Raw genomic sequence first — 22,471 nt, 5'->3', positions numbered from 1 at the left:
CGTATGTGCGGACTGCCGCTTGCGAAATTTCCTACACACCTGACCTGCATCAAGCGCTAAGCGCCTGGCCGACGAACGGTGCCTCCCGCCCTTCTTCCTGCAGGTTCACCCAGGCATCCAGGTTGGCCCCACGCATGCCCCGGCGCCACACCAGCCAGGTGGTGGCCTGGTCGAACGGGCTTTGCAGGCGGTGGGCCGCGACATTCTCGCGCCCGGGCAGGCTGTCGAGCATCGATTGCGACATCAACGCCACCCCGGAACCCGCCACTACACAGGCCAGCATGCTCTGGTACGACTCGATCTCCATGGCCCGGCCCATGGCGGCATGGTCGTGGGCATACCAGGCCTCCAGGCGCATGCGGTAGGAACAGCCCTTGCGGAAGGTGAACACCGGACGCCCGGCCACATCCCGCGCGCTGCGCACCGGCGGGTGATCCGGCTCGGTGATCATCACCAGGGTTTCCTCGCACAGCGGCACACCATCCAGCCCGGACAACGACAGCGGCCCGTCCAGCAATGCCGCATCCAGGCGCCCGGCAAGCAGGCCTTCAAGCAATTCGCCGCTGGGGGCGGTCTGCACCTGCAGGTTCACCGCCGGGTAGGTCTTGTGATACCGCGCCAGCAACGCCGGCAGGTGAATCGCCGCCGTGCTGTACATGCTGCCAAGGATGAATTCGCCAGCGGGCTGACCACCCTGCACTGCGGCGAAAGCCTCGTCGTGCAGGGCCAGCATGCGCGCGGCGTAGTCCAGCAGCACCTTGCCGGCGGGCGACAGTTGCAGGCGCTGGCGCTCGCGGTGGAACAGCTCGACGCCGAGCTGTTCTTCAAGCTGGCGCAGGCGGGTCGAGAGATTCGACGGCACCCGGTGCAACAACTCGGCGGCGCGGGTGACCGAACCGGTTTCGGCCACGGCCTGGAAAATGCGCAATTGGCTCAACTCCACAACCGTTCTCCAAAATTGAACAAGTCGCTCATTATTATTCAATTTTTAAGAATGCCAACCACCAGTAGTCTGACGACATCTAACGAATCCTCTGACAGGAGTAACGGACATGTCGCCAACCCTGCGCCTGATGGCCAGCTTCGTCGCCCTGATGATGGCCATGGGCATCGGCCGCTTCGCCCTGACCCCGCAGCTGCCGCACCTGGTCGGCGAAGGCCAGCTCAGCCTGACCACCGCCGGCCTGGTGGCCGCCGCCAACTACCTCGGCTACCTGCTCGGCGCGCTGGATGCGATGTTCGCCCGCAGCCCCCGGCAGATCCGCCTGCGCCTGGATATCGGCCTGTGGCTGTGCGTGCTGCTGACCCTGGTGTCGTTCGAGGCGGACGGCTTCGTCGGCCACGCCCTGCTGCGCTTCGGCACCGGCGTGGCGAGTGCCTGGGTGCTGGTGATGATCACCAGCCTGACCCAGCCGCTGGCCGCCCATCACAATCTGCCACGGCTCGGTGCGCTGATCTTCGCCGGTCCCGGCCTGGGCATCATGCTCACCGGCCTGTTGGCGCTGGTTTCCAACCTGTATGGCCTGGGCTCGGCACCGCTGTGGCTGATCTATGCCGCTGCCGCGCTGATCATGCTGCTGGCGATCCGGCCGCTGCTGCCGCGCCCCGAGCATCTGCCGGCCGCCAGCCAGGCAGCAACCAGCAGCGCACCGACCCGCGGTATCGCTCGCCTGGGGGTGATCTATGGCTTGTACGGGATCGGCTACATCATCCCCGCGACCTTCATGTCGCAGATGGCCAGCGCACGTTTCCACGGCCACTGGCTGGCCGACCTGTTCTGGCCTGGCTTCGGCCTGGCGGCGGCCCTCGGCGTGATGCTGCTCAGCCTGCGCCGGCCGACAACCGGCAGCACACCGCGCTGGCTGATGCTGACCCTGTGGCTGCAAGCGGCCGGGGTGTTCGCCTGCCTGATGGGCGACGGCCTGGGCCTGATGCTGGGCGTGATCCTCTGCGGCGGCCCGTTCCTGGCCTGTATGCAACTGGTCATGCAGCGTTCACGGGAACTGGCGCCCCACGCCACCCAGCGCAATGCCGGCCTGCTCACCGCTTGCTTCGCCATCGGCCAGTTGAGCGGCCCGTTGCTCGCCGCGCTAAGCAATCAGTTCGCCGGCAGCCTGCAACCTGCGCTGCTGGTGGCCGGCAGTGGTTTGCTGCTAGCCGGCCTGCTGACCTTGCGCCCTAACGCTGTCCCAGCAGTGCGCGCAAGCGCCTGCGCACCCACTGTTCCGCGCTGACCAGGACGATGCCCAGTAACACGCACAGGGCGCCGAGGATGAAGTTCAGGCTCAGCGGCTCGTCCAGCAGCAGCACGCCGAAGGTCACGCCGAAGATCGGCGTGACGAAGGAGAACACCGCAAGGTTCGAGGCCAGGTATTTGCGCAGCAGCCAGAACCAGGTCAGGTAACTGAAGAACGACACCACCAGGGCCTGGAACAGAACGCTGCCGATGGCGATCGGGGTCAACGTGACATGGGTGATCTTGCCGCTGAAGGCAGCGATCAGCAGCAGGCCGACAAAGCCCACCGCCAACTGATAGAACAGGGTCAGGGTCGCCGGCGCTTCGGACAGCCGCGAGCAGCGCACCACTACAGTGGTCGCGCCCCAAGCCGCGCCGGCCAGAACGCCGAAGGCATCGCCCAGCAGCATCGGGCCGTTGAGATCATCCAGCGACAGGCCGCCGGCAAAGGCCACCGCGATCCCGCCGAACGACAACAGGATCCCCAGCCACTGCAACGGCCGCAGGCGCTCGCTGGGCAGGCTGAAATGCAGACCGAGGGCGGTGAACACCGGTGCGGTGTAGAGGAACACCGACATATGCGCCGCCGAGGTCAGCAGCAGGCCCTCGGCGATAAACAGGAACTCGATACCAAACAGCGCGCCGGCCAGCAAACCCGCGCGCCAGGTCGTGCCCACCTGCTCCCAGCCGCCGCGCCAGCACATCAGCAGGCCGACCAGCAGCGCGGAAATCCCCGAGCGGGTCGCCGCCTGCATCACCGGGGCAATATCGGCGGCAGCCCATTTCACCGCCACCTGCTGGACACCCCAGATCAGGCACAGGCCGAGCATGACCTGGAAAGCGAAGGCATCGGGATCGCGACGGGGCGTACTCATCGCTCACCCCCACACTCTGGCAACGGCATGACAACCTCTTGGCAGCGAAGAATTGGCGCCAATTATTGATGCGGGCGGTCAGGCATTACCAGATGTGTCTGCACCATTTTCAGGCAATCTGCGCTTTCGCGGCGACTTCCTCGAAGGTGGCCTCGTCCAGCGCGTCGGGTTGGTCATCGAGGACCTGGCGAGGGTGGTCGTTACCGGGGATGCTGCTGTCGATCAGGCTCAGCAGGCGCGAGCCGCGTTCGGTGAGCATGAAGTTCTCGCCATTGCCGCCCTCTTCCGTCGGCCGGCCGACGATATAGCCGCGCAACACCAGCAGTTGTTCGTACTCGCAGGCGCGGGTCTTCAGATGATCCACGTTGCCCACCGGCTGGCCTGTCGCCGCCAACTGCGTGGCGTGCGCCTCGGCGCTGGCGCGCGGTTTGAAGTCTTGTCCGGCGCAGTTCTGCACGTCATGCAGCAGGCGTTCGATCAGGTCCCAGTCATACACAGTGCTCATGGCAAAGGCCTCGGGTGGTGACAGTCAAGGTTGTGACCGGCCCGGGTCGCCGCGGTTCGACTGAACTTTCCCGACGGCACCCGCCTCAACCGGGAACCTGGAACAAGGAGGCTCGACCATGAAGACCCTGATGATGCTGACCGCCACCGCCAGTCTGCTGCTGGCCCTGCCGAGCTGGGCCTGCACCCTGGAGGAGGCGACGGAGAAACGTGAGGAACTGGCCAAGGAAGTGACGCGGCTGACCGAACAGAATCCGCAGAAGGCCAAGGAAATCAATGATGAGCTGCGAGGGATGAAGCTGGGGACGGAGAGCAAGGACCTGCCGGACAAGTGCCAGTTGATCGACAAGCGGATGCAGGAATTGAAGGAGGCCGAGAAAAAGACCTGATCCTGTGGTGAATTCGAGGGCCTCATCGCCGGCAACGCCGGCTCCCACAAGTTTCGGCGGCATGCCCCGATACCTGTGGGAGCCGGCGTTGCCGGCGATAGGGCCCTCAAGAGCGGCTGATTACTCAGCCGCCGGAGCGCGCTTCTTCTTCAGCGGCGCCAGACCATCGGAACTGGTCAGCGGTGCATTCGGCCGTGGCTTGGCGGTCGGCTTGCGCTTGGCTGCGACCTTCTTGTCGCCCTTCTTGTCCGCAGTCTTTTTCTTCTTCGCCCCGGCCGCCTTGCCCGACGCCTTGACCTTCTTCGGCCCGCTGTAGGTGCCCTTCACTTCCTTGATCACGCGGCGCTCGAAGGTCTGCTTCAGGTAGCGCTCGATGCTCGACATCAGGTTCCAGTCGCCGTGGCAGATCAGCGACACCGCCAGGCCATCGGCGCCGGCACGACCGGTACGGCCGATACGGTGCACGTACTCGTCACCGCTGCGTGGCATGTCGAAGTTGATCACCAGGTCCAGCCCATCGACGTCCAGGCCGCGGGCCGCCACATCGGTGGCCACCAGCACTTTCGCGCCGCCGGTCTTGAAGCGCTCGATGGCCAGCTTGCGGTCCTTCTGGTCCTTGTCGCCGTGCAGGACGAAGGCCTTCACGTCCTTGGCCACCAGGTGACCGTAGATGCGGTCGGCCATGACCCGGGTGTTGGTGAAGATGATGGCCTTTTCGTAGGTCTCGTTGGCCAGCAGCCACTGGGCGATCTGCTCTTTGTGCTGGTTGTGGTCGGCAGTGATGATCTGCTGGCGGGTGGTTTCGTTGAGCTGGCTGACCGCGTTGAGCATCAGGTGCTCCGGGTCCTTCAGCACCTTGGCGATCATGTCGCGCAGGCCGGCACCGCCGGTGGTGGCGGAGAACAACAGGGTCTGCTCGCGGTTCGGGCACAGCCCGCACATGCGCTCGACGTCTTCGGCAAAGCCCATGTCGAGCATGCGGTCGGCTTCATCGAGGACCACCACCTGCACGTGCTCGAGGTCCAGGTTGCCGGCGTTGAGGTGTTCGAGCATGCGGCCCGGGGTACCGATGAGGATGTCCGGCACCTTGCGCAGCATCGCTGCCTGTTCCTTGAAGTCTTCGCCGCCGGTGATGATTCCCGACTTGATGAAGGTGAACTGGGCGAAACGCTCGACTTCCTTGAGGGTCTGCTGGGCCAGCTCGCGGGTCGGCAGCAGGACCAGGGCGCGGATCTCGACGCGCTTCTGGTTCAGGTCGACCAAGCGGTTGAGCACCGGCAGGACAAAGGCCGCGGTCTTGCCGCTGCCGGTTTTCGCCGTCACCCGCAGGTCACGCCCTTGCAAGGCCAGGGGAATGGCCGCCGCCTGCACCGGCGTCGGCTCGACAAAGTTGAGTGCGGCGACGGCTTTGAGCAGGCGTTCGTGCAGGGCGAATTGGGAAAACACGGATGTAACCTCGGGCATGTGCAGAAATTCAGCCACATAGGGTAACGTTTTCCGCCGCCGGAGCCGAATTTCTTTTTGCCCGGGGAGCGTCGGTGCGGCTCTAATGACGACCCTGTTTTTCATTGATCCGGAGTTTTTGCGTTACCCATGGCTATCGAACAGTTCTGGCAAGACGCCCTCGACCTCTGGGGCACCCTCGACCAGCATCCCGTGCTGCATGCGGCTATCGGCGTGGTGGCGCTGCTGGTCATCGCCCTGCTGCTGGGGCGCGTGGCGCGCTTCGTCATCCTGCATGCGGTCAAGCTGCTCAGCCGACAGCCGGCGCTGCTGTGGCTCAAGGACCTACTGCACAACAAGGTCTTTCACCGCCTGGCGCAGATCACCCCGTCGCTGGTGGTGCAGTTCGGCCTGAAGCTGGTGCCGGAGCTGAGCGCCACCAGCCAGCATTTCCTCGGCAATGTGGCGCTGGCCTTCACCATCCTGTTCCTGCTACTGGCCCTGGCCGCCCTGCTCGACGCCCTGCTGGACATCTACGCGCGCACCGAACACGCCCGCACCCGCTCGATCAAAGGCTACGTGCAACTGGCGAAGATGGTGCTCTACGTGTTCGGCGCGATCATCATCGTCGCCACCCTGATCGACCGCTCGCCGCTGTTGCTGCTGTCCGGCCTGGGTGCCATGTCGGCGGTGATCCTGTTGGTGTACAAGGACACCCTGCTGTCGTTCGTCGCCAGCGTGCAGCTGACCAGCAACGACATGCTGCGGGTCGGCGACTGGATCGAGATGCCCCAGGTCGGCGCCGATGGCGATGTGGTGGACATCACGTTGCACACGGTCAAGGTGCAGAATTTCGACAAGACCATCGTCTCCATCCCCACCTGGCGCCTGATGAGCGAGTCCTTCCGCAACTGGCGCGGCATGCAGCAATCGGGCGGGCGGCGGATCAAGCGCAGCCTGTTCATCGACGCCGGCGGCGTGCGCTTCCTCACCGCCGAAGAACAGCACCGCCTGACCGACGTGCGCCTGCTCAAGGACTACCTGGCGCAAAAGCGCAACGAACTGCACGACTGGAATGAAGCCCAGGGCCAGGTCGCCGAGCTCTCGGCCAACCGCCGCCGGTTGACCAATATCGGCACCTTCCGCGCCTTCGCCCTCGCCTACCTGAAGAACCACCCCGACGTGCAGCAGGGCATGACCTGCATGGTCCGCCAGATGCAGACCACCGCCGAGGGCGTGCCGCTGGAGATCTACTGCTTCACCCGCACCACGGTGTGGGCCGAGTACGAGCGGATCCAGGGCGATATCTTCGACTACCTGCTGGCGGTGCTGCCGGAGTTCGGCCTGGCCCTGTACCAGCAGCCCAGCGGCAGTGACCTGCGCGCCGGGCTGGATTCGCTAACGACCGGCCTGGCCGGCGAGCGCCGGGCGCTGCGTGCCGAGGCGACTGAGCCAGAGTGACGCCAGGATGATGCTGCCGCCCAGGGCCAGGCGCCCCAACGGCTCGTCCTGATTCCAGATCAGCAGGTTGAGCAGCAGGCCCACCGGGACATGCAGATTGTTCATCACCGCAAGGGTGCCGCCTGAAACCAGGCAGGCACCCTTGTTCCACCAGTACAGCCCCAACGCGGTCGGCACCAGGCCGAGGAACAGCAGCACGCCCCACTGGGCATCGCTGGTGGGCAGGCGCTCGGCATTGCCGAAGGCGAGGAAGGCCGGGAGCACGACGATAAGCGCCCCCAGGTAGAAATAGCCGAAGCGCCGGTAGTGCGGCAGGTCGCTGGGGTGGCGGGCGACCAGGTGCTTGTACAGAACCTGGCCGGCGGCGTAGGTGAAGTTGGCCAGTTGCAGGAGCAGGAAGCCGATGAAGAAGTCCGGGTCGATGCTTTCGAAGCGGATTACTGCGGCGCCCGCCACCGCCACCAGCGCGGCGAGCAGCGCCCAGGGATTGAAGCGGCGGTTCAGCGCATCTTCGATCAGGGTCACGTGCAAGGGGGTGAGGATGGTGAACAGCAGCACTTCCGGCACCGTCAGCACGCGGAAGCTGAGGTACAGGCAGACGTAGGTAATGCCGAACTGCAGCGCGCCGATCACCAGCATCGCCCGCATGAAGCGCGGCTCGACCTGGCGCCAGCGGGTCAGCGGCAGGAACACCAGCAGGGCCAGCACCACCCGGGCCAATACCGCGAAGTAGCTGTCGACATGCCCGGCGAGGTATTCGCCGATCAGGTTGAAGGAATACGCCTGGATCAGCGCGACGATCAGTAGGTAGCCCATGGTTGCCTCTCGGGGATCAAGGCGGCGACCTTAGCGGGTTGGGGTATCCGAGTGCAATTCTCGGGATTTGTTTTGAAGCGGAGGGCCTCATCGCCGGCAACGCCGGCTCCCACAAGGATCGTTTGCACCGCTAAACCTGTGGGAGCCGGCGTGGCCGGCGATGAGGCCTTCAAGAGCAATAAAAAAGCCCGGCCAAGCGCAGGGCTTCGACCGGGCAGTACACCCAAAGGAGCAAAAAGGGGTGTCAGTCAGGGAATGTTCTTTACCTCAAGCCACCGCAGCCAGCTTGGCCTTGGCCTGGTTCAGGCCCTTCTCGTGGAAGTCGCCGCCCATGTTCAGGCCCTCGGCATGGATGAAGGTCACGTCGTGGATGCCGATGAAGGCCAGCACCTGGCGCAGGTAGGGTTCCTGGTGATCGCTGGCGGCGCCGGCATGGATGCCGCCGCGGGCAGTCAGCACGTAGGCGCGCTTGCCGGTGAGCAGGCCTTGCGGGCCGGTCTCGGTGTACTTGAAGGTCACGCCGGCACGCAGCACATGGTCCAGCCAGGCCTTCAGGGTGCTCGGGATGGTGAAGTTGTACATCGGCGCGGCCAGCACCAGCACGTCGGCGGCCAGTACTTCGTCGGTCAGTTCGTTGGAGCGGGTCAGGGCCTGCGCTTCTTCTGCGCTGCGCTGGTCCTGCGGCTTCATCCAGCCACCCAGCAAGGTGCTGTCCAGGTGCGGCAGCGGGTTCAGTGCCACATCGCGCACAGTCACGGTGTCGGCAGGGTTGGCCGCTTGCCATTGGGCGATGAAATCACGGGTCAGTTGACGGGAAGTGGAATCCTGCTGGCGGGCGCTGCTTTCGATGATCAGTACGCGGGACATTGAAGGTTGCCTCCATCGGCAAGGTCGCTAAGTCGATGGAGGTGAGATTAATGATTGACCTATCGATAAAAAAGCGTAAAAACTCGGTCAAATCTATCAGTTAATTTGCTTGTTGCCCTTTGCAGTCCACCGCGATGCGCATCTTGATGATCTGCTTGTTGAACGAAGCATTGACGTCGAGGCTCTTGCCAGCCGGCACGTCCACCCGCCGGACCCGCGGGGTTTCCGGGCCATTGCGGAAGGTCACCCGGCAGGAAGCCGCCGCGTCGCCATAGTTGTTCAGGGTGATGGTGGTCATGTCGTTGGCAGTGTCGTAGGTGGTGGTATCGATCTTGATACCCGTCTCCAGCTTCTTTTCCACCTCGATGGGATAGGCCGCCAGGGCCGTCAACGGCAGCAGGGCCAGCAAAGCAACACAGTATTTCTTCATACGGCGCTCTCCATGGGAAGTGCGCCAGCTTAGGACAACAGGAGCCGAAGATGAAAGCGCCGCGCGTAACCCTCGATCAATGGCGAACCCTGCAGGCCGTGGTCGATCACGGCGGCTTCGCCCAGGCCGCCGAGGCCCTGCACAGGTCGCAATCCTCGGTGAGCTACACCGTGGCGCGCATGCAGGACCAACTGGGCGTGCCACTGCTGCGTATCGATGGGCGCAAGGCCGTGCTCACCGACGCCGGCAGCGTGCTGCTGCGCCGCTCGCGGCAACTGGTCAAGCAGGCCAGTCAGCTGGAAGACCTCGCCCATCACATGGAACAGGGCTGGGAAGCCGAGGTGCGCCTGGTGGTCGACGCCGCCTACCCCAATGCCCGCCTGGTCCGCGCCCTGAGCGCCTTCATGCCGCAGAGCCGCGGCTGCCGGGTGCGTCTGCGCGAAGAAGTGCTGTCCGGCGTCGAGGAGGTGCTGCACGAAGGCATCGCCGACCTGGCCATCAGCAGTTTCAGCATCGCCGGCTACCTGGGCGCCGAACTGAGTGCGGTGGAGTTCGTCGCCGTGGCCCACCCCGAGCACCCGCTGCACCGCCTTGGCCGGGTGCTGAACTTCCAGGACCTGGAAAGCCAGTTGCAAGTGGTGATCCGCGACTCCGGACGCTCCCAGCCGCGCGATGTCGGCTGGCTCGGCGCCGAGCAGCGCTGGACCGTGGGCAGCCTGGCCACCGCCGCCACCTTCGTCAGCAGCGGCCTGGGCTTCGCCTGGCTGCCACGCCACCTGATCGAACGCGAGCTGCGCGAAGGCGTGCTCAAGCCTCTGCCGCTGGACCAGGGTGGCAGCCGTCACCCACTGTTCTACCTTTACTCGAACAAGGACAAACCCCTCGGCCCGGCCACGCAGATCCTCATCGAGTTGCTGCGCAACTTCGACACTGCGCCGCTGGACGTCCCCTTCGCCGCCCCGGCCCAAGCCTGACAGGAACCGCCCATGGCCTACTTCGAACATGAAGGTTACACCCTGCACTACGAAGAATACGGCCGGGGCGAACCCCTGGTACTGGTCCACGGCCTCGGTTCGAGTTGCCAGGACTGGGAATGCCAGGTCCCGGTGCTGGCCGCCCACTATCGCCTGATCCTCCTCGACCTGCGCGGTCATGGACGCTCCGACAAGCCCCGCGAGCGCTACAGCATCGCCGGCTTCAGCGCCGACCTGATGGCCCTGCTGGAACACCTGGACACCGGCCCGGTGCACTACGTCGGGCTGTCCATGGGCGGCATGGTCGGCTTCCAGTTCGCCGTCGACCATCCCGACTGGCTGCGCAGCCTGACCATCGTCAACAGCGCTCCGGCGGTGAAGGTACGCAGCCGCGACGATTACTGGCAGTGGGCCAAGCGCTGGACCCTGGCCCGGGTGCTGAGCCTGAGCACCATCGGCAAGGGCCTGGCGGCGCGGCTGTTTCCCAAGCCGGAACAGGCCGAACTGCGGCGCAAGATGGCCGAGCGCTGGGCCCGGAACGACAAGCGCGCCTACCTGGCCGCCTTCAACGCCATCGTCAACTGGGGCGTGGAGGAACGCCTGGGACGGATCACCTGTCCTACCCTGGTCATCAGTGCCGACCACGACTACACCCCGGTGGCGCTCAAGGAGAAGTACACCGCCCTGATCCCCGGCGCGCGACTGGCGGTGATCGCCGATTCCCGGCACGCTACGCCGCTGGATCAACCGCAGGTTTTCAACCAGACCCTGCTGCAGTTTCTCGCTGCGGCTTCAACCACCTCTCAAGGATCATTGAGTACATGCTGAAGAAAATCCTCATGGCCGCCTGCTCGGTCGCCTTCGCTACCGGTGTAATGGCTTCGGACAAGACCCCGCACGTCGAACTGACCACCAGCTTCGGCAAGATCGAGATCGAGCTGAATGCCGAGAAGGCGCCGGTCAGCACCAAGAACTTCCTGCAGTACGTCGACAGCGGCTTCTACAACAACACCATCTTCCACCGCGTGATTCCGGGCTTCATGGTTCAGGGCGGTGGCTTCACCGAGCAGATGGTGCAGAAGGACACCAAGGACCCGATTGCCAACGAAGCGCGCAACGGCCTGCTGAACACCCGCGGCACCCTGTCCATGGCCCGCACCTCGAACCCGAACTCGGCCACCAGCCAGTTCTTCATCAACGTGGCCGACAATGACTTCCTCAACCCGGGTCGCGACGCCGGCTACGCGGTGTTCGGCAAGGTCACCAAGGGCATGGAAGTGGTCGACCAGATCGTCAATTCCCCTACCACCGTCAAGAAAGGCATGCGCGACGTGCCCGTCGATCCGGTGTTCATCAAGTCGGCCAAGCGCATCGACTGACCGCACTGTCACAAGGACGTGACCCGCGGGCGCGGCGTTGGCCCCTGCAACAGGAGTGAACTTCTAGATGTTGTTCCGTCGTTTCGAGCAGTTGATCGACATCTTCCGCGAGGCGCCCACCGCGGCGCCGCCGTCCCGGGTCCTGCCCTTCTACCTGTATTACCTGCGCCAGGTCTGGCCAGCCTTCGTCGCCCTGATGGTGCTGGGCCTGATCGTCGCCCTGATCGAGGTGGCGCTGTTCAGCTACCTGAGCCGGATCATCGACCTGGCCCAAGGCACGCCGAACGCCAACCTGTTCAGCGAGCATGCCGGCGAACTGATCTGGATGCTGGTGGTGGCACTGCTGCTCAGGCCGCTGTTCGTCGGCCTGCATGACCTGATGGTGCACCAGGCCATCAGCCCGGGCATGACCAGCATGATCCGCTGGCAGAACCACGCCTACGTGCTCAAGCAGAGCCTGAACTTCTTCCAGAGCGACTTCGCCGGGCGCATCGCGCAACGCATCATGCAGACCGGCAACTCGCTGCGCGACTCGCTGGTACAGGCCATGGACGCCCTGTGGCACGTGAGCATCTACGCCATCAGCTCGCTGGTGCTGTTCGCCGAAGCCGACTGGCGCCTGATGATCCCCCTGCTGACCTGGATCGCCTGCTACATCGTCGCCCTGCGCTACTTCGTGCCGCGGGTAAAGGAGCGCTCGGTGGTGTCGTCCGAGGCGCGCTCCAAGCTGATGGGGCGGATCGTCGATGGCTACACCAACATCGCCACCCTCAAGCTGTTCGCCCACACCGATTTCGAGCAGCAATACGCCCGCGAAGCGATCCGCGAGCAGACCGAAAAGACCCAGTTGGCCAGCCGCGTCATCACCAGCATGGACGTGGTCATCACCAGCCTCAACGGCCTGCTGATCGTCACCACCACGGGCCTGGCCCTGTGGCTGTGGACCCAGTCGCTGATCACTACCGGCGCCATCGCCCTGGCCACCGGCCTGGTGATCCGCATCGTCAACATGAGCGGCTGGATCATGTGGGTGGTCAACGGCATCTTCGAGAACATCGGCACCGTGCAGGACGGCCTGGAAAGCATCGCCCAGCCGGTCAGCGTCACCGACAAGCCGAATGCCCCGGCACTCAAGGTGGACCGCGGCGCGGTGCGCTTCGAGAACGTCGATTTCCACTACGGCAAGAGCGGCAGCCGGATCATCAGCAACCTCGACCTGGATATCCGCCCCGGCGAGAAGATCGGCCTGATCGGCCCGTCCGGCGCCGGCAAATCGACCCTGGTCAACCTGCTGCTGCGCCTCTATGACCTGGAAGGCGGGCGCATCCTCATCGATGGCCAGGACATCGCCGAGGTCACCCAGCAAAGCCTGCGCGGGCAGATCGGCATGATCACCCAGGACACCTCCCTGCTGCACCGCTCGATCCGCGACAACCTGCGCTACGGCAAGCCCGATGCCAGCGACGAAGAACTGTGGAACGCCGTATGCCGGGCACGGGCCGAGGAATTCATCCCGGGCCTCAGCGATGCCCAGGGTCGCACCGGCTTCGATGCCCATGTCGGCGAGCGCGGGGTCAAGCTGTCCGGCGGCCAGCGCCAGCGCATCGCCATTGCTCGTGTGCTGCTGAAGAACGCGCCGATCCTGATCATGGACGAAGCCACCTCGGCGCTGGACTCGGAGGTCGAGGCGGCGATCCAGGAGAGCCTGGAAACCCTGATGCAGGGCAAGACGGTGATCGCCATCGCGCACCGCCTCTCGACCATCGCGCGGATGGACCGCCTGGTGGTGCTGGAGAAAGGCCGGATCGCCGAGATGGGCAGCCACAGCGAGCTGCTGGCGCAGCGCGGGCTGTATGCGCGGTTGTGGCACCACCAAACCGGCGGCTTCGTCGGCGTCGACTGACGGCTGTACTCAGCCCTGTCGATACGGCAGGGCCGAGCGAGCATCTTCCGCATAGGCCAGTACCCCGACCCGCTCCTGACGCAGGAAATCCTCCACTGCGGTGCGCAACCCCGGATGCAGCAGGTAATGCCAGGAGCGAGTGATCACCGGCTCGAAACCCCGGATCAGCTTGTGCTCGCCCTGAGCCCCGGCATCGAAACGTTGCAAGCCTTCGGCAATGGCGTAGTCCATGCCCTGGTAGAAGCAGGTCTCGAAATGCAGGCGGTCGAACTCGGCCAGGCAGCCCCAGTAGCGGCCATAGAAGCTGTCACCACCCACCAGGCTGAAAGCCATCGCCACCTCACGGCCGCCCTGAACTGCCATCACCACGCGGATCGCCTCCGGCATGCGCTCGGCCAGCAGGCTGAAGAACTCCCGGGTCAGGTAGGGCGCGCGACGACGCACCGCATAGGTGTTGGCGTAGCAGGCGTAGACGAAGTCCCACTGCACCTCGCTCAGTTCGGCGCCGCCATACCAGCGAAACTCGATACCCTGCCCCGCCACCTGCTCGCGCTCCTTGCGCATCTGCTTGCGCTTGCGTGACGCGAGGCTGTCGAGAAAATCCTGGAAATCCCGGTAGCCCTGGTTGCGCCAGTGGAACTGGCAACCGAGGCGCTCCAGCCAGCCCTCGCGACCACGCAGCAGATCGTCGGCGGCGGGGTCGGTGAAGTTCACATGCAGGCCCGACTGGCCCTGCTCCAGCAGCGATTCCTCCACTTCCTCCAGCAATACGCTGAGCACCTGCGGCTCCCCCAGCAGGCGCGGCCCGCCGACCGGGGAGAACGGCACGGCGCAGAGCAGCTTCGGGTAGTAACCGATCCCGGCCCGCTCGCAGGCATCGGCCCAACCGTGATCGAACACGTATTCGCCAAAGGAGTGGGTCTTGATATAGACCGGCATGGCTGCCCGCAGCTCGCCGTTATCAGCAGTCACCAGCCGATGGGACGGCGTCCAGCCGGTGCGCGGGCTGACACTGCCGCTGTCTTCCAGGCTGCTGAGGAAGGCGTGGCGCAGGAAGGGTTGATCCGCCGGGACCAGGGCGTCCCAACTGGCGGCATCGATGTCGGCGAGGTGGTTCAGGGTGAGAGTCGGCATTGCGGGAGTTTGCCGGGTCGAGCAGGAGAAAAGAAGGTTCTTTATTGCTCGTAAGACTTTTCGAACAAGAGTGCAGCTTTCGAGAAAGCTTTCTGCATGACGCCTAGAGCAGCAACCAAGGCCACCATGGACCAACTGGATATGACTCCAGCAAGCACGGCGAAATGCTATCAGCGTACATCCCGACAGGCACTAGGCTGCACAGATCCCCAAAAAGCGAAACCCCGGGAGAATCTGAGATTGTCCCGGGGCTCTTTCCAGTGCTGAGGGCGCTTGGATAACCAGAGGGGCCACATCAACTGCTAGTGCACGGACTCTACACCCATGGCGGAACGACAACAACCTTTCCTCTACTCGAAGGACCGAATCGACTCCCTGGAGCGCGTGCTCTCTCGCCAACGTTTCAGCACCTACCTGAAAGCCGCTGGATTCCGCGCCGAGCTGGCCTTCGAGCTGTACCTCTACAACGCCAGGCTGGCCAAGGCTTTTCTATTTCCCTTGCATGTGATGGAAGTCCTGCTCAGGAACGCCGTCGACGAAGTGCTCAGTAACCGATTCACTCCAGACTGGCATCTGGATCCACGCTTGCGTCGTACCCTCACTGCCGAAAGCCAGGCCACTCTGATCAAGGCGGTGGCCCGCGCAACAAAAAGTGACAACAGCGTTGCAAAGGATGACGTCGTCTCCCGACTCACCTTCGACTTCTGGTCCAACCTGTTCCGCCCTCACTATGACCGCCCGATCTGGCAAACCGGGATGACCCGCCTTCTACCCAATGCCCAGGCAATGACCCGGGCTCGATTCAAGCCACTGGTCATGAGCATCAACCAGTTCAGAAACCGGATCGCCCATCACGAACCGATTTTCGCCCTGAATGTTTCCAATCAGTACAAGGACATCCTCACCGCCGTCGGCTATCGCTCCGGGATCGCCGCGCAGTGGCTGAAGAACCATGCAACGGTAAACACAGTGATGCGAACCCGGCCGATTGCCGCACATGCGGGAATGCTATCGGTGATCAGCGACAACGACTTTATCTGCCTGCAACAGCACTCGACGCTGTGCGCATTGGTCGGCAGCAAACCGAAGTTCATCATCGGCATGGACGGTCACCTGCCCATGGGAGCCATGGATCAGGCCGATCTCGGCAGGTATTTGCTGGAACACGTCGACGACAGCGGATTGATCGACTTCAGCGAGCATTCGATCAAGGACGTGCTGATAGCGTCGAAGGGGTTAGGCGCATTCCGAACGGCCAATCAATGGCAAAAAATCAATGCGCTTGATGCGATGCTCAAAGGTCCGGCTCGCTTCATTCTGATAGTCGATGATTCGCGAAAGATCCTGGGCGTGGTCGCCAAGGCCGCTGGCTGGCGTTGGATTTGAGCAGATCCAACACAAAAAAAGCCCCACCGAAGTGGGGCTGAAAATCTAACGGATGAAGGAGCGTCGTTGCTTAGAACACGTACTGTGCGCGCAGTACGACGCCGTCGCCTTTGTCGTCGCCGACAGAGTTCTGGGCGTTGTCGACCTTGGCCTTGACGTACTGGCCGGTCAGCTTGATCGACTCGTTGGCATACCAGTTCACACCGAGGTTGTGCACGGCACCTTCGATGTCGCCAACGTTGGCGTAAGCGCCGTTGTCGTCTTCGCCCTTGATGTGGTCGTAGCGGTAGAAGACTTCCCAGGCACCGATCTGCTTGTTCTGAGGCTTGATGGCGTCGAACTTGCCGAGTTTGTAGATGCGCGACTCGCCGGTGATGGTGTAGGCCAGTTGACCGTAGTAACCGGTGGTCTTGATGTCCTGGTAAGCAGCAGCGTCAGCCTGGACCTTGCGCTTGATGTACTCACCCTGGGCGGAGAACGGACCGAATGCGCCGGCCAGTTCCAGACCCCAGGCCTGATCCTTGTCATAGGCGCCAGCCGGGGTGTTGTTGGCACCACCGATGGTCAGACGGTTGCCGTTGGTACCAGCATCCTGGCCGCCGTCGGTGCTCACGCCACGCATGCCCAGACGGCTGCGGATACGGCCATCGAAGGAGGTGTCGGACAGGTCGCGCTGGGCGAAGTTGACGCCGAAGTGCAGGACTTCACCGTCCTTGTGCAGCGGAGCGAAGACACCACGCAGGTTGAACTGCTTGGTGCTGTCGCCGTCCTTGTCGGCGTTGGTTGCGTCCTTGGCGTATACGCCAGCGGAACCGTACAGGGAGTCCATTGCGGTGCCGGAAACCTGGATGCCCAGGCCACCGTTGTGGCTGTTGGTCCAGTCGACGGTATCGTAGGCGGCGTTACGCTCGACAGCGGTGACCCACTTGGAGCTGGTAGCCTTTTCCAGACCGAATTCCGGGTCGAAACGGCCAGCCTTGATCACGATCGGGCTGAAGCCGGTGTAGGCCAGCGAGGCCTCGTCGAAATAACCGTCTTCGCTACGGTTGTCGCCACCGGAGTTGTGCGAGAAGTCGTAGTTGATCTGGTAGGCCCAGTCCTTGTACAGGGTGCCGCCCAGTTCCAGGTAGGCACGACGGAAATAACCGGCGTCAGCCTTGTTGCCGTTGACGGTGTAGAAATTGTCGAAAGTACTGTAGTCAGCCTGGATACGACCGCCCAGCTTGAAGCTGAACTCCTTGTCAGTGGTAGCGACCTCGAGGCCACCTTTGGTCTTGACTACGATATCGGCGCCGTCGGTGGTCACGGTACCCGCGAAAGCCTGGGCGGTAACGGCCATGGCCAAGGCGCTGGCTGCGAAACCTGCGAAGTGCTTACGGATCATCGATGAAGCTCCCCTAACGTTTTATGGTCTTGATTACGTTGAAAAAACACGCGGCCAGGGCCACTTGTGCTGGGGAGGAATCTTGGCGGGGGGTTATTTCAGATCAGTGGCTTTTATATAAATGTTTTATGACAGCGGAACTTTTTTACTCCCATCAGGAATATGGCAAAACGCCCGCCTGTCGGGCCTTGCCACGGCCATGAACCCTCCCGCCACCCTCTGCGCGACAAAACCGCACACGGCGCAATCCTTTGCGCTGGCACCGGTCCGTTCCGCCGCCGAACCGTCCTGATCTTCCTTCGCAAACTGTCATGGTCCGGCGACCAGACAGTTCGGCGCGCAGCCCTCCGGCTGTACCGGTACATCCCCCGACGCTCTTTCTAATCTGCACTCGTTCATCAGGCACGGACGCTTCCAGGTAGCAACACCACCTCACCTAACAGTGCAAGTAAGAAGGAGCATCAATTGAAAACTGATGAAACGGTCGTCGTCACCGGAGTGACGTCTGGCATCGGGCTGGCTTGCGCCAGAATTTTGCTAAAGCAGGGAAGCAAAGTTATCGGAATCGGCCGTCGGGAAGATCGCCTCAATCAATTGACCGATGAATTCCACGGACAGTTCCACGCAGTAACTTGTGATGTTCGCGACAGTCAGTCGTTGAATAAGCAGCTCAATGAACTGCCTGAAGCATTTGCAACTATCAATGCACTTGTAAATGGCGCCGGACTTCTTCAGGGCCAGGGTAGCTTGCTGGATATAACGGACGAGCAGATTGCAACCATGCTCGATACCAATGTCCACGGTTTGATCAACGTGACCCGCGCGCTATTGCCACGACTGATCGCCAGCGGCCACGGGCATGTGGTCAACCTGAGCTCGATCGGGGCCCATGTGCACTACCGGGGCGGGCATGTGTACGCCGCCTCCAAGGCCTTCGTCGACCACTTCGGCCGCTGCCTGCGCACCGAGCTGGTGGGCAGCCGGGTGCGCCTGACCACGGTGGCGCCGGGCAAGACCCGCTCGGAGTTCGCCCTGGTGCAGTGCAACGGCGACCAGGCCAAGGCCGACCAGGTGTACAGCAGCCTGACCCCGCTGGAACCGGAGGATGTCGCCAATGCGGTGGTCTGGGCCCTGCGCCAGCCGCCCCACGTGAATATCAACCTTATCGAACTAACGCCTGCTGACCAGGAACTTTCGTATCGGTGATGCCATGAGCCAATCTCTCGCGAAGTATTACGTCAGAAACAAACTTACCCATAAGTTGATCAGCAAGCGCGTGTTGTCGCCGATCTCGTTGTCACAACAACCACCGGCCGATCTGGTCAAGGCATTGTGTATCGAAGAAGAAGTTTCACGACTGTCCGCCGTGTATGCCCGCTTTCAACAGGCAGATGACGAACAGACCGGACTTCCACGTTATATGCCGTTCTATCGTTTTATCCAGTCGAAGTTTCCGGGTTTTCAGTGGCAAGTGCGTAACAGTGAAGGCCGCAAGACCTTGATCCTGGATAAACCCTATATCAATCAAAGTCGCCCTTCGCTGCTCAACCTGCTGCTCTGCGCGGTCAACGACAACACCGTGACCACTCCGGCACTGAAGGTCCGCTACCCGGCCATGACAGTTCTGCCAGACGCCTTGGTGATCGACCTGGAACGCGCCTTCGAACGCCTCTCCTTCAGCAACTCGGCGCCGCACTTCATGGCCCGTTTCGCCGAAACCCTGGCCAAGGGCCTGGCTGGCGAAACCATCACCCTGGTCTCGCCGGTGTGCCCGGACTACGGCTACGAAAGCAAGAACGGCCGGCTGCGCTACACCTTCGAGCAATTGGGCGAAGGCATCGGCCTGGTGGCCGGGCGGGTGGTCAAGACCCTGCCAGCGCTGCAAGCGGTGTTGAGAAAACACGGTATCGACGCACGCATCGCCATCGGCGCCGGCGATTTCGAGGGTTTCGACGCCTCCACCCTCGACCGTCTCAAGGAAACCCGCGAAGGCTTCGCCCGCAAGCTGCGCATCAGTCAGCAGAAGATCCTCGACCTGCTAGGCCCGGACACCGAGTCGATCATGATCGCCGAGGCCGCCGGTGGCGAAGCGCAGTGGCATGCCCTGACCGCCGAGGCCGAGCAACGCCTGGCCAATCGCGACAACGGCTGCATCGTTGAAAGCGACCTGGACTACGCGTCGATCTTCAACGCGCGCCTGCCGCTGTACCAGGCCTGGCACCAGAACCGCAGCAACGACGAGCTGATGCACATCCTCTACGCCCAGGGCGCGGAGTATGCGGCCATCGGCAAGGTCTTCGCCCGGCAATGGCAGAACCCGATCGTGATCGGCGCCGACCATAACCGCATGCAGCCGTTCTACTGGTTGTACAGCGACATCCCGGTCCTCTACCTGACGCGGGTGTACTGATGAACCAGCCAACCAACACGACCCACTACTGCCAGTACGGGCCCCAGGGCAATCTGCGCGCCGCCTACGCCGGCCTGCCGTTCCAGCCGCTGTGGACCTGGCTGACCGGCAAGGGTCAGGTACAGCCGAACGAGGCCCTGAAGGCACGCATGGAGCAGACCGGCGAGCGTTTCCTGCTGCTGCACCTGCTGTTTACCTGGGCGGTGATGATCGGCCTGGTACTGCTCGGCAAGGCGGTGCTGGACGGGGCTTTCCATCCGCTGCTCGCGGTGCTGCTGGTGATCGGCGCCTGGGTGCTGATGGTCAACCGCCTGCGCAGCATGCAGGCGACCTTCCACTACCTGACCCACGGCGCGGTGCTCAAGGACAAGGCGCGGGCCCAGCGTTACGCCCGCTTCTTCCTGACCACGCCGCTGCTGTACCAGGACTGGGACACCTACAACCAGAGCCATGTCCGCGAGCACCACAACATCCATGTGTTGTGCACCGACATCGATCCGGACCAGCGCTTTATCCAGGCCCAGGGCTTCTACCCGGGCATGCCGGAGCTGGCCTACTGGTGGCGGGTGATCTGCACGCCGTTCCGCCCGGCCTACCTGCTGCGCCAGTGGCGCGCGACCCTGAACGACTGCCTCGTGCGGCCGCCACGGGACGAAGTGCGCTTTCGCCTGGTGTTCTGGGCAGTACTGCTGGTGCTGCTGTGGGCCAGCGACAGCCTGATGGCCTTCGCCCTGATCTACGGGATCCCGCGGGCGGTGCTCTTCGAGCATTCGATGTGGCTGCAACTGTTCACCGAGCACCTGTGGTTCTACCAACGGGAAGAAGGCCGGGCCGACAAGCCGCATTACGGTCGCCTGACCTGGGGTCGCTTCCAGGGTCGCACGCCGCCAAGCGGCGGGATTGGCGCCTGGAGTGCCTGGCTGCTCAAGGCGCTGCTGCTGGATGTACCGGTGCGCCTGTACGTCTACCCGCAGGACCTGCCCAACCACGACGCCCACCACCGTCGGCCGAACGTGCATTACCGGCATATCGCCAACTACCGCGCCAGCATCGAGGGACAACCTTCGAGCTACGGCCCCTTCCTCGAAGTCTGGGGCTTCATGGCCGGCCTGTACCTGATTCGCGACCACATGTGCCGCGGCGTACGCGAGCCCTTCGCTCCACTGCAAACCGCTGCCATCCACCCCCAAGACATGCTGTACCCCACGCCCAGTTCTCAAGGAGCCTGATCATGCAAGAGACGATTCAAGCGGCAAGCCAGCAACTGAACAGCAGCGCCTATGCAGCCCTCAACGCTGCCCAGCTGTTCTCCCGGGAAGACCTGGCCTACATGGAAGAAGCCTGCCAGGTGATCCCCAAGACCATCATCGAGATCGGTGACGTGGGCGAGCAGAACTTCCTTTCGGTCGGCCGCTTCATGGAAGACCAGAAAGGCCAGTTGCCGGTGTACCGCAACGATCCGTGGGGCAAGCGCGTGGTGGAGATCCTCTCCTCCGGCAAGAGCCGCGAGTTCTTCAACGGGATCATGGGCGGCGAAAGCTATATCCGTCGCTGCCAGGCCAACCAGCTGGAAGAAGGCAACTTCATCGGCAAGCACATCGACACCTACAGCAACCTGGAATACCGCTACTCGGTGGTCATCCAGTTCGGCAAGGACTACGGCGGCGGCGAGTTCTTCGTCGACTACGAAGGCAAGGAAAGCCTGCTGAAAACCGGCTACGCCGACGTGCTGATCAACCGCTGCGAGATCCCCCACGGCGTGCGCAAGGTGGAAAGCGGAACCCGCACCTCGCTGGTGTTCTTCCTCAGCACCAGCCCGCTGGACAAACCGAACCTGAACAACAAACAGATCTGACCGGCGTGCGCATCCGCCCATGACGGGCGGATGCCTTACCGGTAAAGCCACAAGGAACCGCTGCAATGACGCAAAGTACAGTCGCCAGTTTTCAAGACACCAAGAACCAGGACGTCCAGGCCTACTTCCTCGGCCTGATCTCCGTCGCCGCCTTCGCCATGACCCTGCCGGCGGCGAAGATGCTCGCCGGTGACCTGAGCGCCCTGCAGGTCGGCTTTTTCCGCTCGGTCCTGGCTGCGTTCGCGGCGATTCCGTTCCTGATCATCGGCCGCGCCAAACTGCCCAACGGCTCCCAGCTCAAGCGCATGCTGCTGACCTCCACCGGCATCGTCTACGGCTTCCCGATTCTTACCGCGCTGGGCATGCAGTACGTGCCGGTCAGCCACGGCGGCGTGGTCCTGGCGGCGCTGCCGCTGTCCACGGCGATCTTCGGCACCCTGATCACCGGCACCCGCCCGTCGAAACTGTTCTGGCTGGTGTCGAGCCTGGGCTTCCTCACCGTGTTCGCCTACACCGTGATCAAGTCCGATGTGCAGGACATCTACATCGGTGACCTGGCCCTGCTTGGCGCCGTGGTCCTGGCCGGCTTCGGCTATGCCCAGGGCGGCGCGCTGTCCAAGGAACTGCCGGGCTGGCAGGTGATGTGCTGGACCCTGGTGGTCAGCCTGCCGGTGCTGCTGCCGGTGAGCCTGTTCCTGTATGACGGCGAGACCATCGCCAACCTGCCGGGCCAGGGCGTTGCCGCGCTGCTGTTCCTGGCCCTGATCAACTCGCTGCTGGGCTTCTTCTCGTGGAACCGCGCCCTGGCCCTGGGCGGTATCCAGCGCATCAGCCAGCTGCAGCTGCTGCAACCCTTCTTCACCTTCGCCTTCTCCATCTGGCTGATGGGCGAAGCCTGGAACTGGCTGACCCCGGCGGTGTGCGCCATCGTCATCGTGCTGGTCTGGCTGTCCAAGCGTCTCTGAACCTTTGCGCGCGTCGGGCGACCGGCGCGCGCTTTTTTATCCCGCAACAAGACGGATACA

The 22,471-nt window shown here is 63.3% G+C and carries 22 protein-coding genes; 13 read left to right on the top strand and 9 right to left on the bottom strand.

Features of this window, described 5'->3' with window-relative positions; genetic code table 11:
* Positions 1-49: 49 nt before the first annotated feature.
* Positions 50-943 carry a putrescine utilization regulator PtrR gene (gene ptrR / locus ACODSK_RS18985; protein ID WP_489018211.1) on the bottom strand — a complete coding sequence of 298 codons (894 nt, stop codon included), beginning with the start codon at positions 941-943 and terminating at the stop codon, positions 50-52.
* Positions 944-1,052: 109 nt separating this feature from the next.
* Between ptrR and ACODSK_RS18980 the strand changes: the two genes are divergently transcribed.
* Positions 1,053-2,234 carry an MFS transporter gene (locus ACODSK_RS18980; RefSeq protein WP_489018209.1) on the top strand — a complete coding sequence of 394 codons (1,182 nt, stop codon included), beginning with the start codon at positions 1,053-1,055 and terminating at the stop codon, positions 2,232-2,234.
* Here ACODSK_RS18980 and ACODSK_RS18975 read toward each other — a convergent pair.
* Positions 2,179-3,111 carry a DMT family transporter gene (locus tag ACODSK_RS18975; protein WP_489018207.1) on the bottom strand — a complete coding sequence of 311 codons (933 nt, stop codon included), beginning with the start codon at positions 3,109-3,111 and terminating at the stop codon, positions 2,179-2,181. The genes ACODSK_RS18980 and ACODSK_RS18975 overlap by 56 nt on opposite strands.
* 109 nt (positions 3,112-3,220) lie before the next feature.
* A complete protein-coding gene (locus ACODSK_RS18970) occupies positions 3,221-3,616 on the bottom strand; it encodes a transcriptional regulator (RefSeq protein WP_489018206.1) in 396 nt (131 codons plus the stop codon).
* A gap of 118 nt (positions 3,617-3,734) precedes the next feature.
* Between ACODSK_RS18970 and ACODSK_RS18965 the strand changes: the two genes are divergently transcribed.
* Positions 3,735-4,004, top strand: a complete 270-nt coding sequence (locus tag ACODSK_RS18965; RefSeq protein WP_489018205.1) for a hypothetical protein — start codon at positions 3,735-3,737, stop codon at positions 4,002-4,004.
* Between the two features lie 120 nt (positions 4,005-4,124).
* Here ACODSK_RS18965 and ACODSK_RS18960 read toward each other — a convergent pair whose 3' ends face one another.
* Complete coding sequence (locus ACODSK_RS18960) at positions 4,125-5,450, bottom strand: DEAD/DEAH box helicase (protein ID WP_489018204.1); 1,326 nt, start codon at positions 5,448-5,450, stop codon at positions 4,125-4,127.
* 147 nt (positions 5,451-5,597) lie between these two features.
* Between ACODSK_RS18960 and ACODSK_RS18955 the strand changes: the two genes are divergently transcribed.
* On the top strand, positions 5,598-6,908 hold the full coding sequence (locus ACODSK_RS18955) for a mechanosensitive ion channel family protein (protein WP_489018203.1): 1,311 nt from the start codon (positions 5,598-5,600) through the stop codon (positions 6,906-6,908).
* Here ACODSK_RS18955 and ACODSK_RS18950 read toward each other — a convergent pair.
* From ACODSK_RS18950 to ACODSK_RS18940, 3 genes are all read right to left on the bottom strand, one after another.
* Positions 6,846-7,724, bottom strand: a complete 879-nt coding sequence (locus ACODSK_RS18950; RefSeq protein ID WP_489018201.1) for a carboxylate/amino acid/amine transporter — start codon at positions 7,722-7,724, stop codon at positions 6,846-6,848. The genes ACODSK_RS18955 and ACODSK_RS18950 overlap by 63 nt on opposite strands.
* A 267-nt stretch (positions 7,725-7,991) precedes the next feature.
* Positions 7,992-8,591 carry an FMN-dependent NADH-azoreductase gene (locus ACODSK_RS18945; RefSeq protein ID WP_489018200.1) on the bottom strand — a complete coding sequence of 200 codons (600 nt, stop codon included), beginning with the start codon at positions 8,589-8,591 and terminating at the stop codon, positions 7,992-7,994.
* 100 nt (positions 8,592-8,691) lie between these two features.
* On the bottom strand, positions 8,692-9,021 hold the full coding sequence (locus tag ACODSK_RS18940; RefSeq protein WP_489018198.1) for a 3-phosphoglycerate kinase: 330 nt from the start codon (positions 9,019-9,021) through the stop codon (positions 8,692-8,694).
* Between the two features lie 50 nt (positions 9,022-9,071).
* Here ACODSK_RS18940 and ACODSK_RS18935 point away from each other — a divergent pair, with 50 nt between their 5' ends.
* The 4 genes from ACODSK_RS18935 (at position 9,072) to ACODSK_RS18920 (ending at position 13,277) form a co-directional block, all read left to right on the top strand.
* A complete protein-coding gene (locus tag ACODSK_RS18935) occupies positions 9,072-9,995 on the top strand; it encodes a PA3225 family LysR-type transcriptional regulator (RefSeq protein ID WP_316918629.1) in 924 nt (307 codons plus the stop codon).
* Between the two features lie 12 nt (positions 9,996-10,007).
* Positions 10,008-10,823 (top strand): alpha/beta fold hydrolase, encoded by an 816-nt coding sequence (locus ACODSK_RS18930; RefSeq protein WP_489018196.1) that lies wholly within the window; start codon positions 10,008-10,010, stop codon positions 10,821-10,823.
* On the top strand, positions 10,817-11,374 hold the full coding sequence (locus ACODSK_RS18925; RefSeq protein WP_489018194.1) for a peptidylprolyl isomerase: 558 nt from the start codon (positions 10,817-10,819) through the stop codon (positions 11,372-11,374). Before ACODSK_RS18930 ends, ACODSK_RS18925 begins: the two co-directional genes overlap by 7 nt.
* 67 nt (positions 11,375-11,441) lie before the next feature.
* Positions 11,442-13,277, top strand: a complete 1,836-nt coding sequence (locus tag ACODSK_RS18920; RefSeq protein ID WP_489018193.1) for an ABC transporter ATP-binding protein — start codon at positions 11,442-11,444, stop codon at positions 13,275-13,277.
* A 9-nt stretch (positions 13,278-13,286) separates the two neighbouring features.
* Here the strand turns inward: ACODSK_RS18920 and ACODSK_RS18915 are convergent, their stop codons facing one another.
* Positions 13,287-14,411: a GNAT family N-acetyltransferase gene (locus tag ACODSK_RS18915; protein ID WP_489018191.1), complete on the bottom strand. Its 1,125-nt coding sequence runs from the start codon at positions 14,409-14,411 to the stop codon at positions 13,287-13,289.
* A gap of 324 nt (positions 14,412-14,735) precedes the next feature.
* On the opposite strand from ACODSK_RS18915, the gene ACODSK_RS18910 reads away from it, so the two are divergent.
* A complete protein-coding gene (locus tag ACODSK_RS18910) occupies positions 14,736-15,797 on the top strand; it encodes an Abi family protein (protein WP_489018190.1) in 1,062 nt (353 codons plus the stop codon).
* Positions 15,798-15,867: 70 nt separating this feature from the next.
* On the opposite strand, the gene ACODSK_RS18905 is transcribed toward ACODSK_RS18910, so the two are convergent.
* Positions 15,868-17,181 carry an OprO/OprP family phosphate-selective porin gene (locus ACODSK_RS18905; protein ID WP_489018188.1) on the bottom strand — a complete coding sequence of 438 codons (1,314 nt, stop codon included), beginning with the start codon at positions 17,179-17,181 and terminating at the stop codon, positions 15,868-15,870.
* Positions 17,182-17,646: 465 nt separating this feature from the next.
* Between ACODSK_RS18905 and ACODSK_RS18900 the strand changes: the two genes are divergently transcribed.
* The 5 genes from ACODSK_RS18900 to ACODSK_RS18880 all read left to right on the top strand — a co-directional run bounded on the left by ACODSK_RS18900 (position 17,647) and on the right by ACODSK_RS18880 (position 22,411).
* Positions 17,647-18,387 carry an SDR family NAD(P)-dependent oxidoreductase gene (locus tag ACODSK_RS18900; protein WP_489018187.1) on the top strand — a complete coding sequence of 247 codons (741 nt, stop codon included), beginning with the start codon at positions 17,647-17,649 and terminating at the stop codon, positions 18,385-18,387.
* A 265-nt stretch (positions 18,388-18,652) separates the two neighbouring features.
* The gene (locus tag ACODSK_RS18895; RefSeq protein ID WP_489018186.1) at positions 18,653-19,591 is read left to right on the top strand and encodes a hypothetical protein; all 939 of its coding nucleotides are present in this window, start codon (positions 18,653-18,655) and stop codon (positions 19,589-19,591) included.
* Positions 19,591-20,820 (top strand): hypothetical protein, encoded by a 1,230-nt coding sequence (locus ACODSK_RS18890; RefSeq protein ID WP_489018185.1) that lies wholly within the window; start codon positions 19,591-19,593, stop codon positions 20,818-20,820. Before ACODSK_RS18895 ends, ACODSK_RS18890 begins: the two co-directional genes overlap by 1 nt.
* A gap of 2 nt (positions 20,821-20,822) precedes the next feature.
* Entirely contained in the window at positions 20,823-21,446 is a 624-nt protein-coding gene (locus ACODSK_RS18885; RefSeq protein WP_489018184.1) for a 2OG-Fe(II) oxygenase, read from the top strand.
* A gap of 65 nt (positions 21,447-21,511) precedes the next feature.
* Complete coding sequence (locus ACODSK_RS18880) at positions 21,512-22,411, top strand: DMT family transporter (RefSeq protein ID WP_489018182.1); 900 nt, start codon at positions 21,512-21,514, stop codon at positions 22,409-22,411.
* The last annotated feature ends 60 nt before the right edge of the window (positions 22,412-22,471 follow it).

It is taken from the genome of Pseudomonas sp. FG98 (assembly GCF_057808595.1).
This window is presented reverse-complemented; position numbering and strand designations above follow the sequence as displayed.

Excerpts from the sequence above, each read along its gene's own strand:
- ACODSK_RS18980 (WP_489018209.1), top strand. The coding sequence starts at position 1,053 with ATGTCGCCAACCCTGCGCCTGATGGCCAGCTTCGTCGCCCTGATGATG.
- ACODSK_RS18975 (WP_489018207.1), bottom strand. The coding sequence starts at position 3,111 with ATGAGTACGCCCCGTCGCGATCCCGATGCCTTCGCTTTCCAGGTCATG.
- ACODSK_RS18970 (WP_489018206.1), bottom strand. The coding sequence starts at position 3,616 with ATGAGCACTGTGTATGACTGGGACCTGATCGAACGCCTGCTGCATGAC.
- ACODSK_RS18965 (WP_489018205.1), top strand. The coding sequence starts at position 3,735 with ATGAAGACCCTGATGATGCTGACCGCCACCGCCAGTCTGCTGCTGGCC.
- ACODSK_RS18955 (WP_489018203.1), top strand. The coding sequence starts at position 5,598 with ATGGCTATCGAACAGTTCTGGCAAGACGCCCTCGACCTCTGGGGCACC.
- ACODSK_RS18950 (WP_489018201.1), bottom strand. The coding sequence starts at position 7,724 with ATGGGCTACCTACTGATCGTCGCGCTGATCCAGGCGTATTCCTTCAAC.
- ACODSK_RS18945 (WP_489018200.1), bottom strand. The coding sequence starts at position 8,591 with ATGTCCCGCGTACTGATCATCGAAAGCAGCGCCCGCCAGCAGGATTCC.
- ACODSK_RS18940 (WP_489018198.1), bottom strand. The coding sequence starts at position 9,021 with ATGAAGAAATACTGTGTTGCTTTGCTGGCCCTGCTGCCGTTGACGGCC.
- ACODSK_RS18935 (WP_316918629.1), top strand. The coding sequence starts at position 9,072 with ATGAAAGCGCCGCGCGTAACCCTCGATCAATGGCGAACCCTGCAGGCC.
- ACODSK_RS18930 (WP_489018196.1), top strand. The coding sequence starts at position 10,008 with ATGGCCTACTTCGAACATGAAGGTTACACCCTGCACTACGAAGAATAC.
- ACODSK_RS18925 (WP_489018194.1), top strand. The coding sequence starts at position 10,817 with ATGCTGAAGAAAATCCTCATGGCCGCCTGCTCGGTCGCCTTCGCTACC.
- ACODSK_RS18920 (WP_489018193.1), top strand. The coding sequence starts at position 11,442 with ATGTTGTTCCGTCGTTTCGAGCAGTTGATCGACATCTTCCGCGAGGCG.
- ACODSK_RS18915 (WP_489018191.1), bottom strand. The coding sequence starts at position 14,411 with ATGCCGACTCTCACCCTGAACCACCTCGCCGACATCGATGCCGCCAGT.
- ACODSK_RS18910 (WP_489018190.1), top strand. The coding sequence starts at position 14,736 with ATGGCGGAACGACAACAACCTTTCCTCTACTCGAAGGACCGAATCGAC.
- ACODSK_RS18905 (WP_489018188.1), bottom strand. The coding sequence starts at position 17,181 with ATGATCCGTAAGCACTTCGCAGGTTTCGCAGCCAGCGCCTTGGCCATG.
- ACODSK_RS18890 (WP_489018185.1), top strand. The coding sequence starts at position 19,591 with ATGAACCAGCCAACCAACACGACCCACTACTGCCAGTACGGGCCCCAG.
- ACODSK_RS18885 (WP_489018184.1), top strand. The coding sequence starts at position 20,823 with ATGCAAGAGACGATTCAAGCGGCAAGCCAGCAACTGAACAGCAGCGCC.
- ACODSK_RS18880 (WP_489018182.1), top strand. The coding sequence starts at position 21,512 with ATGACGCAAAGTACAGTCGCCAGTTTTCAAGACACCAAGAACCAGGAC.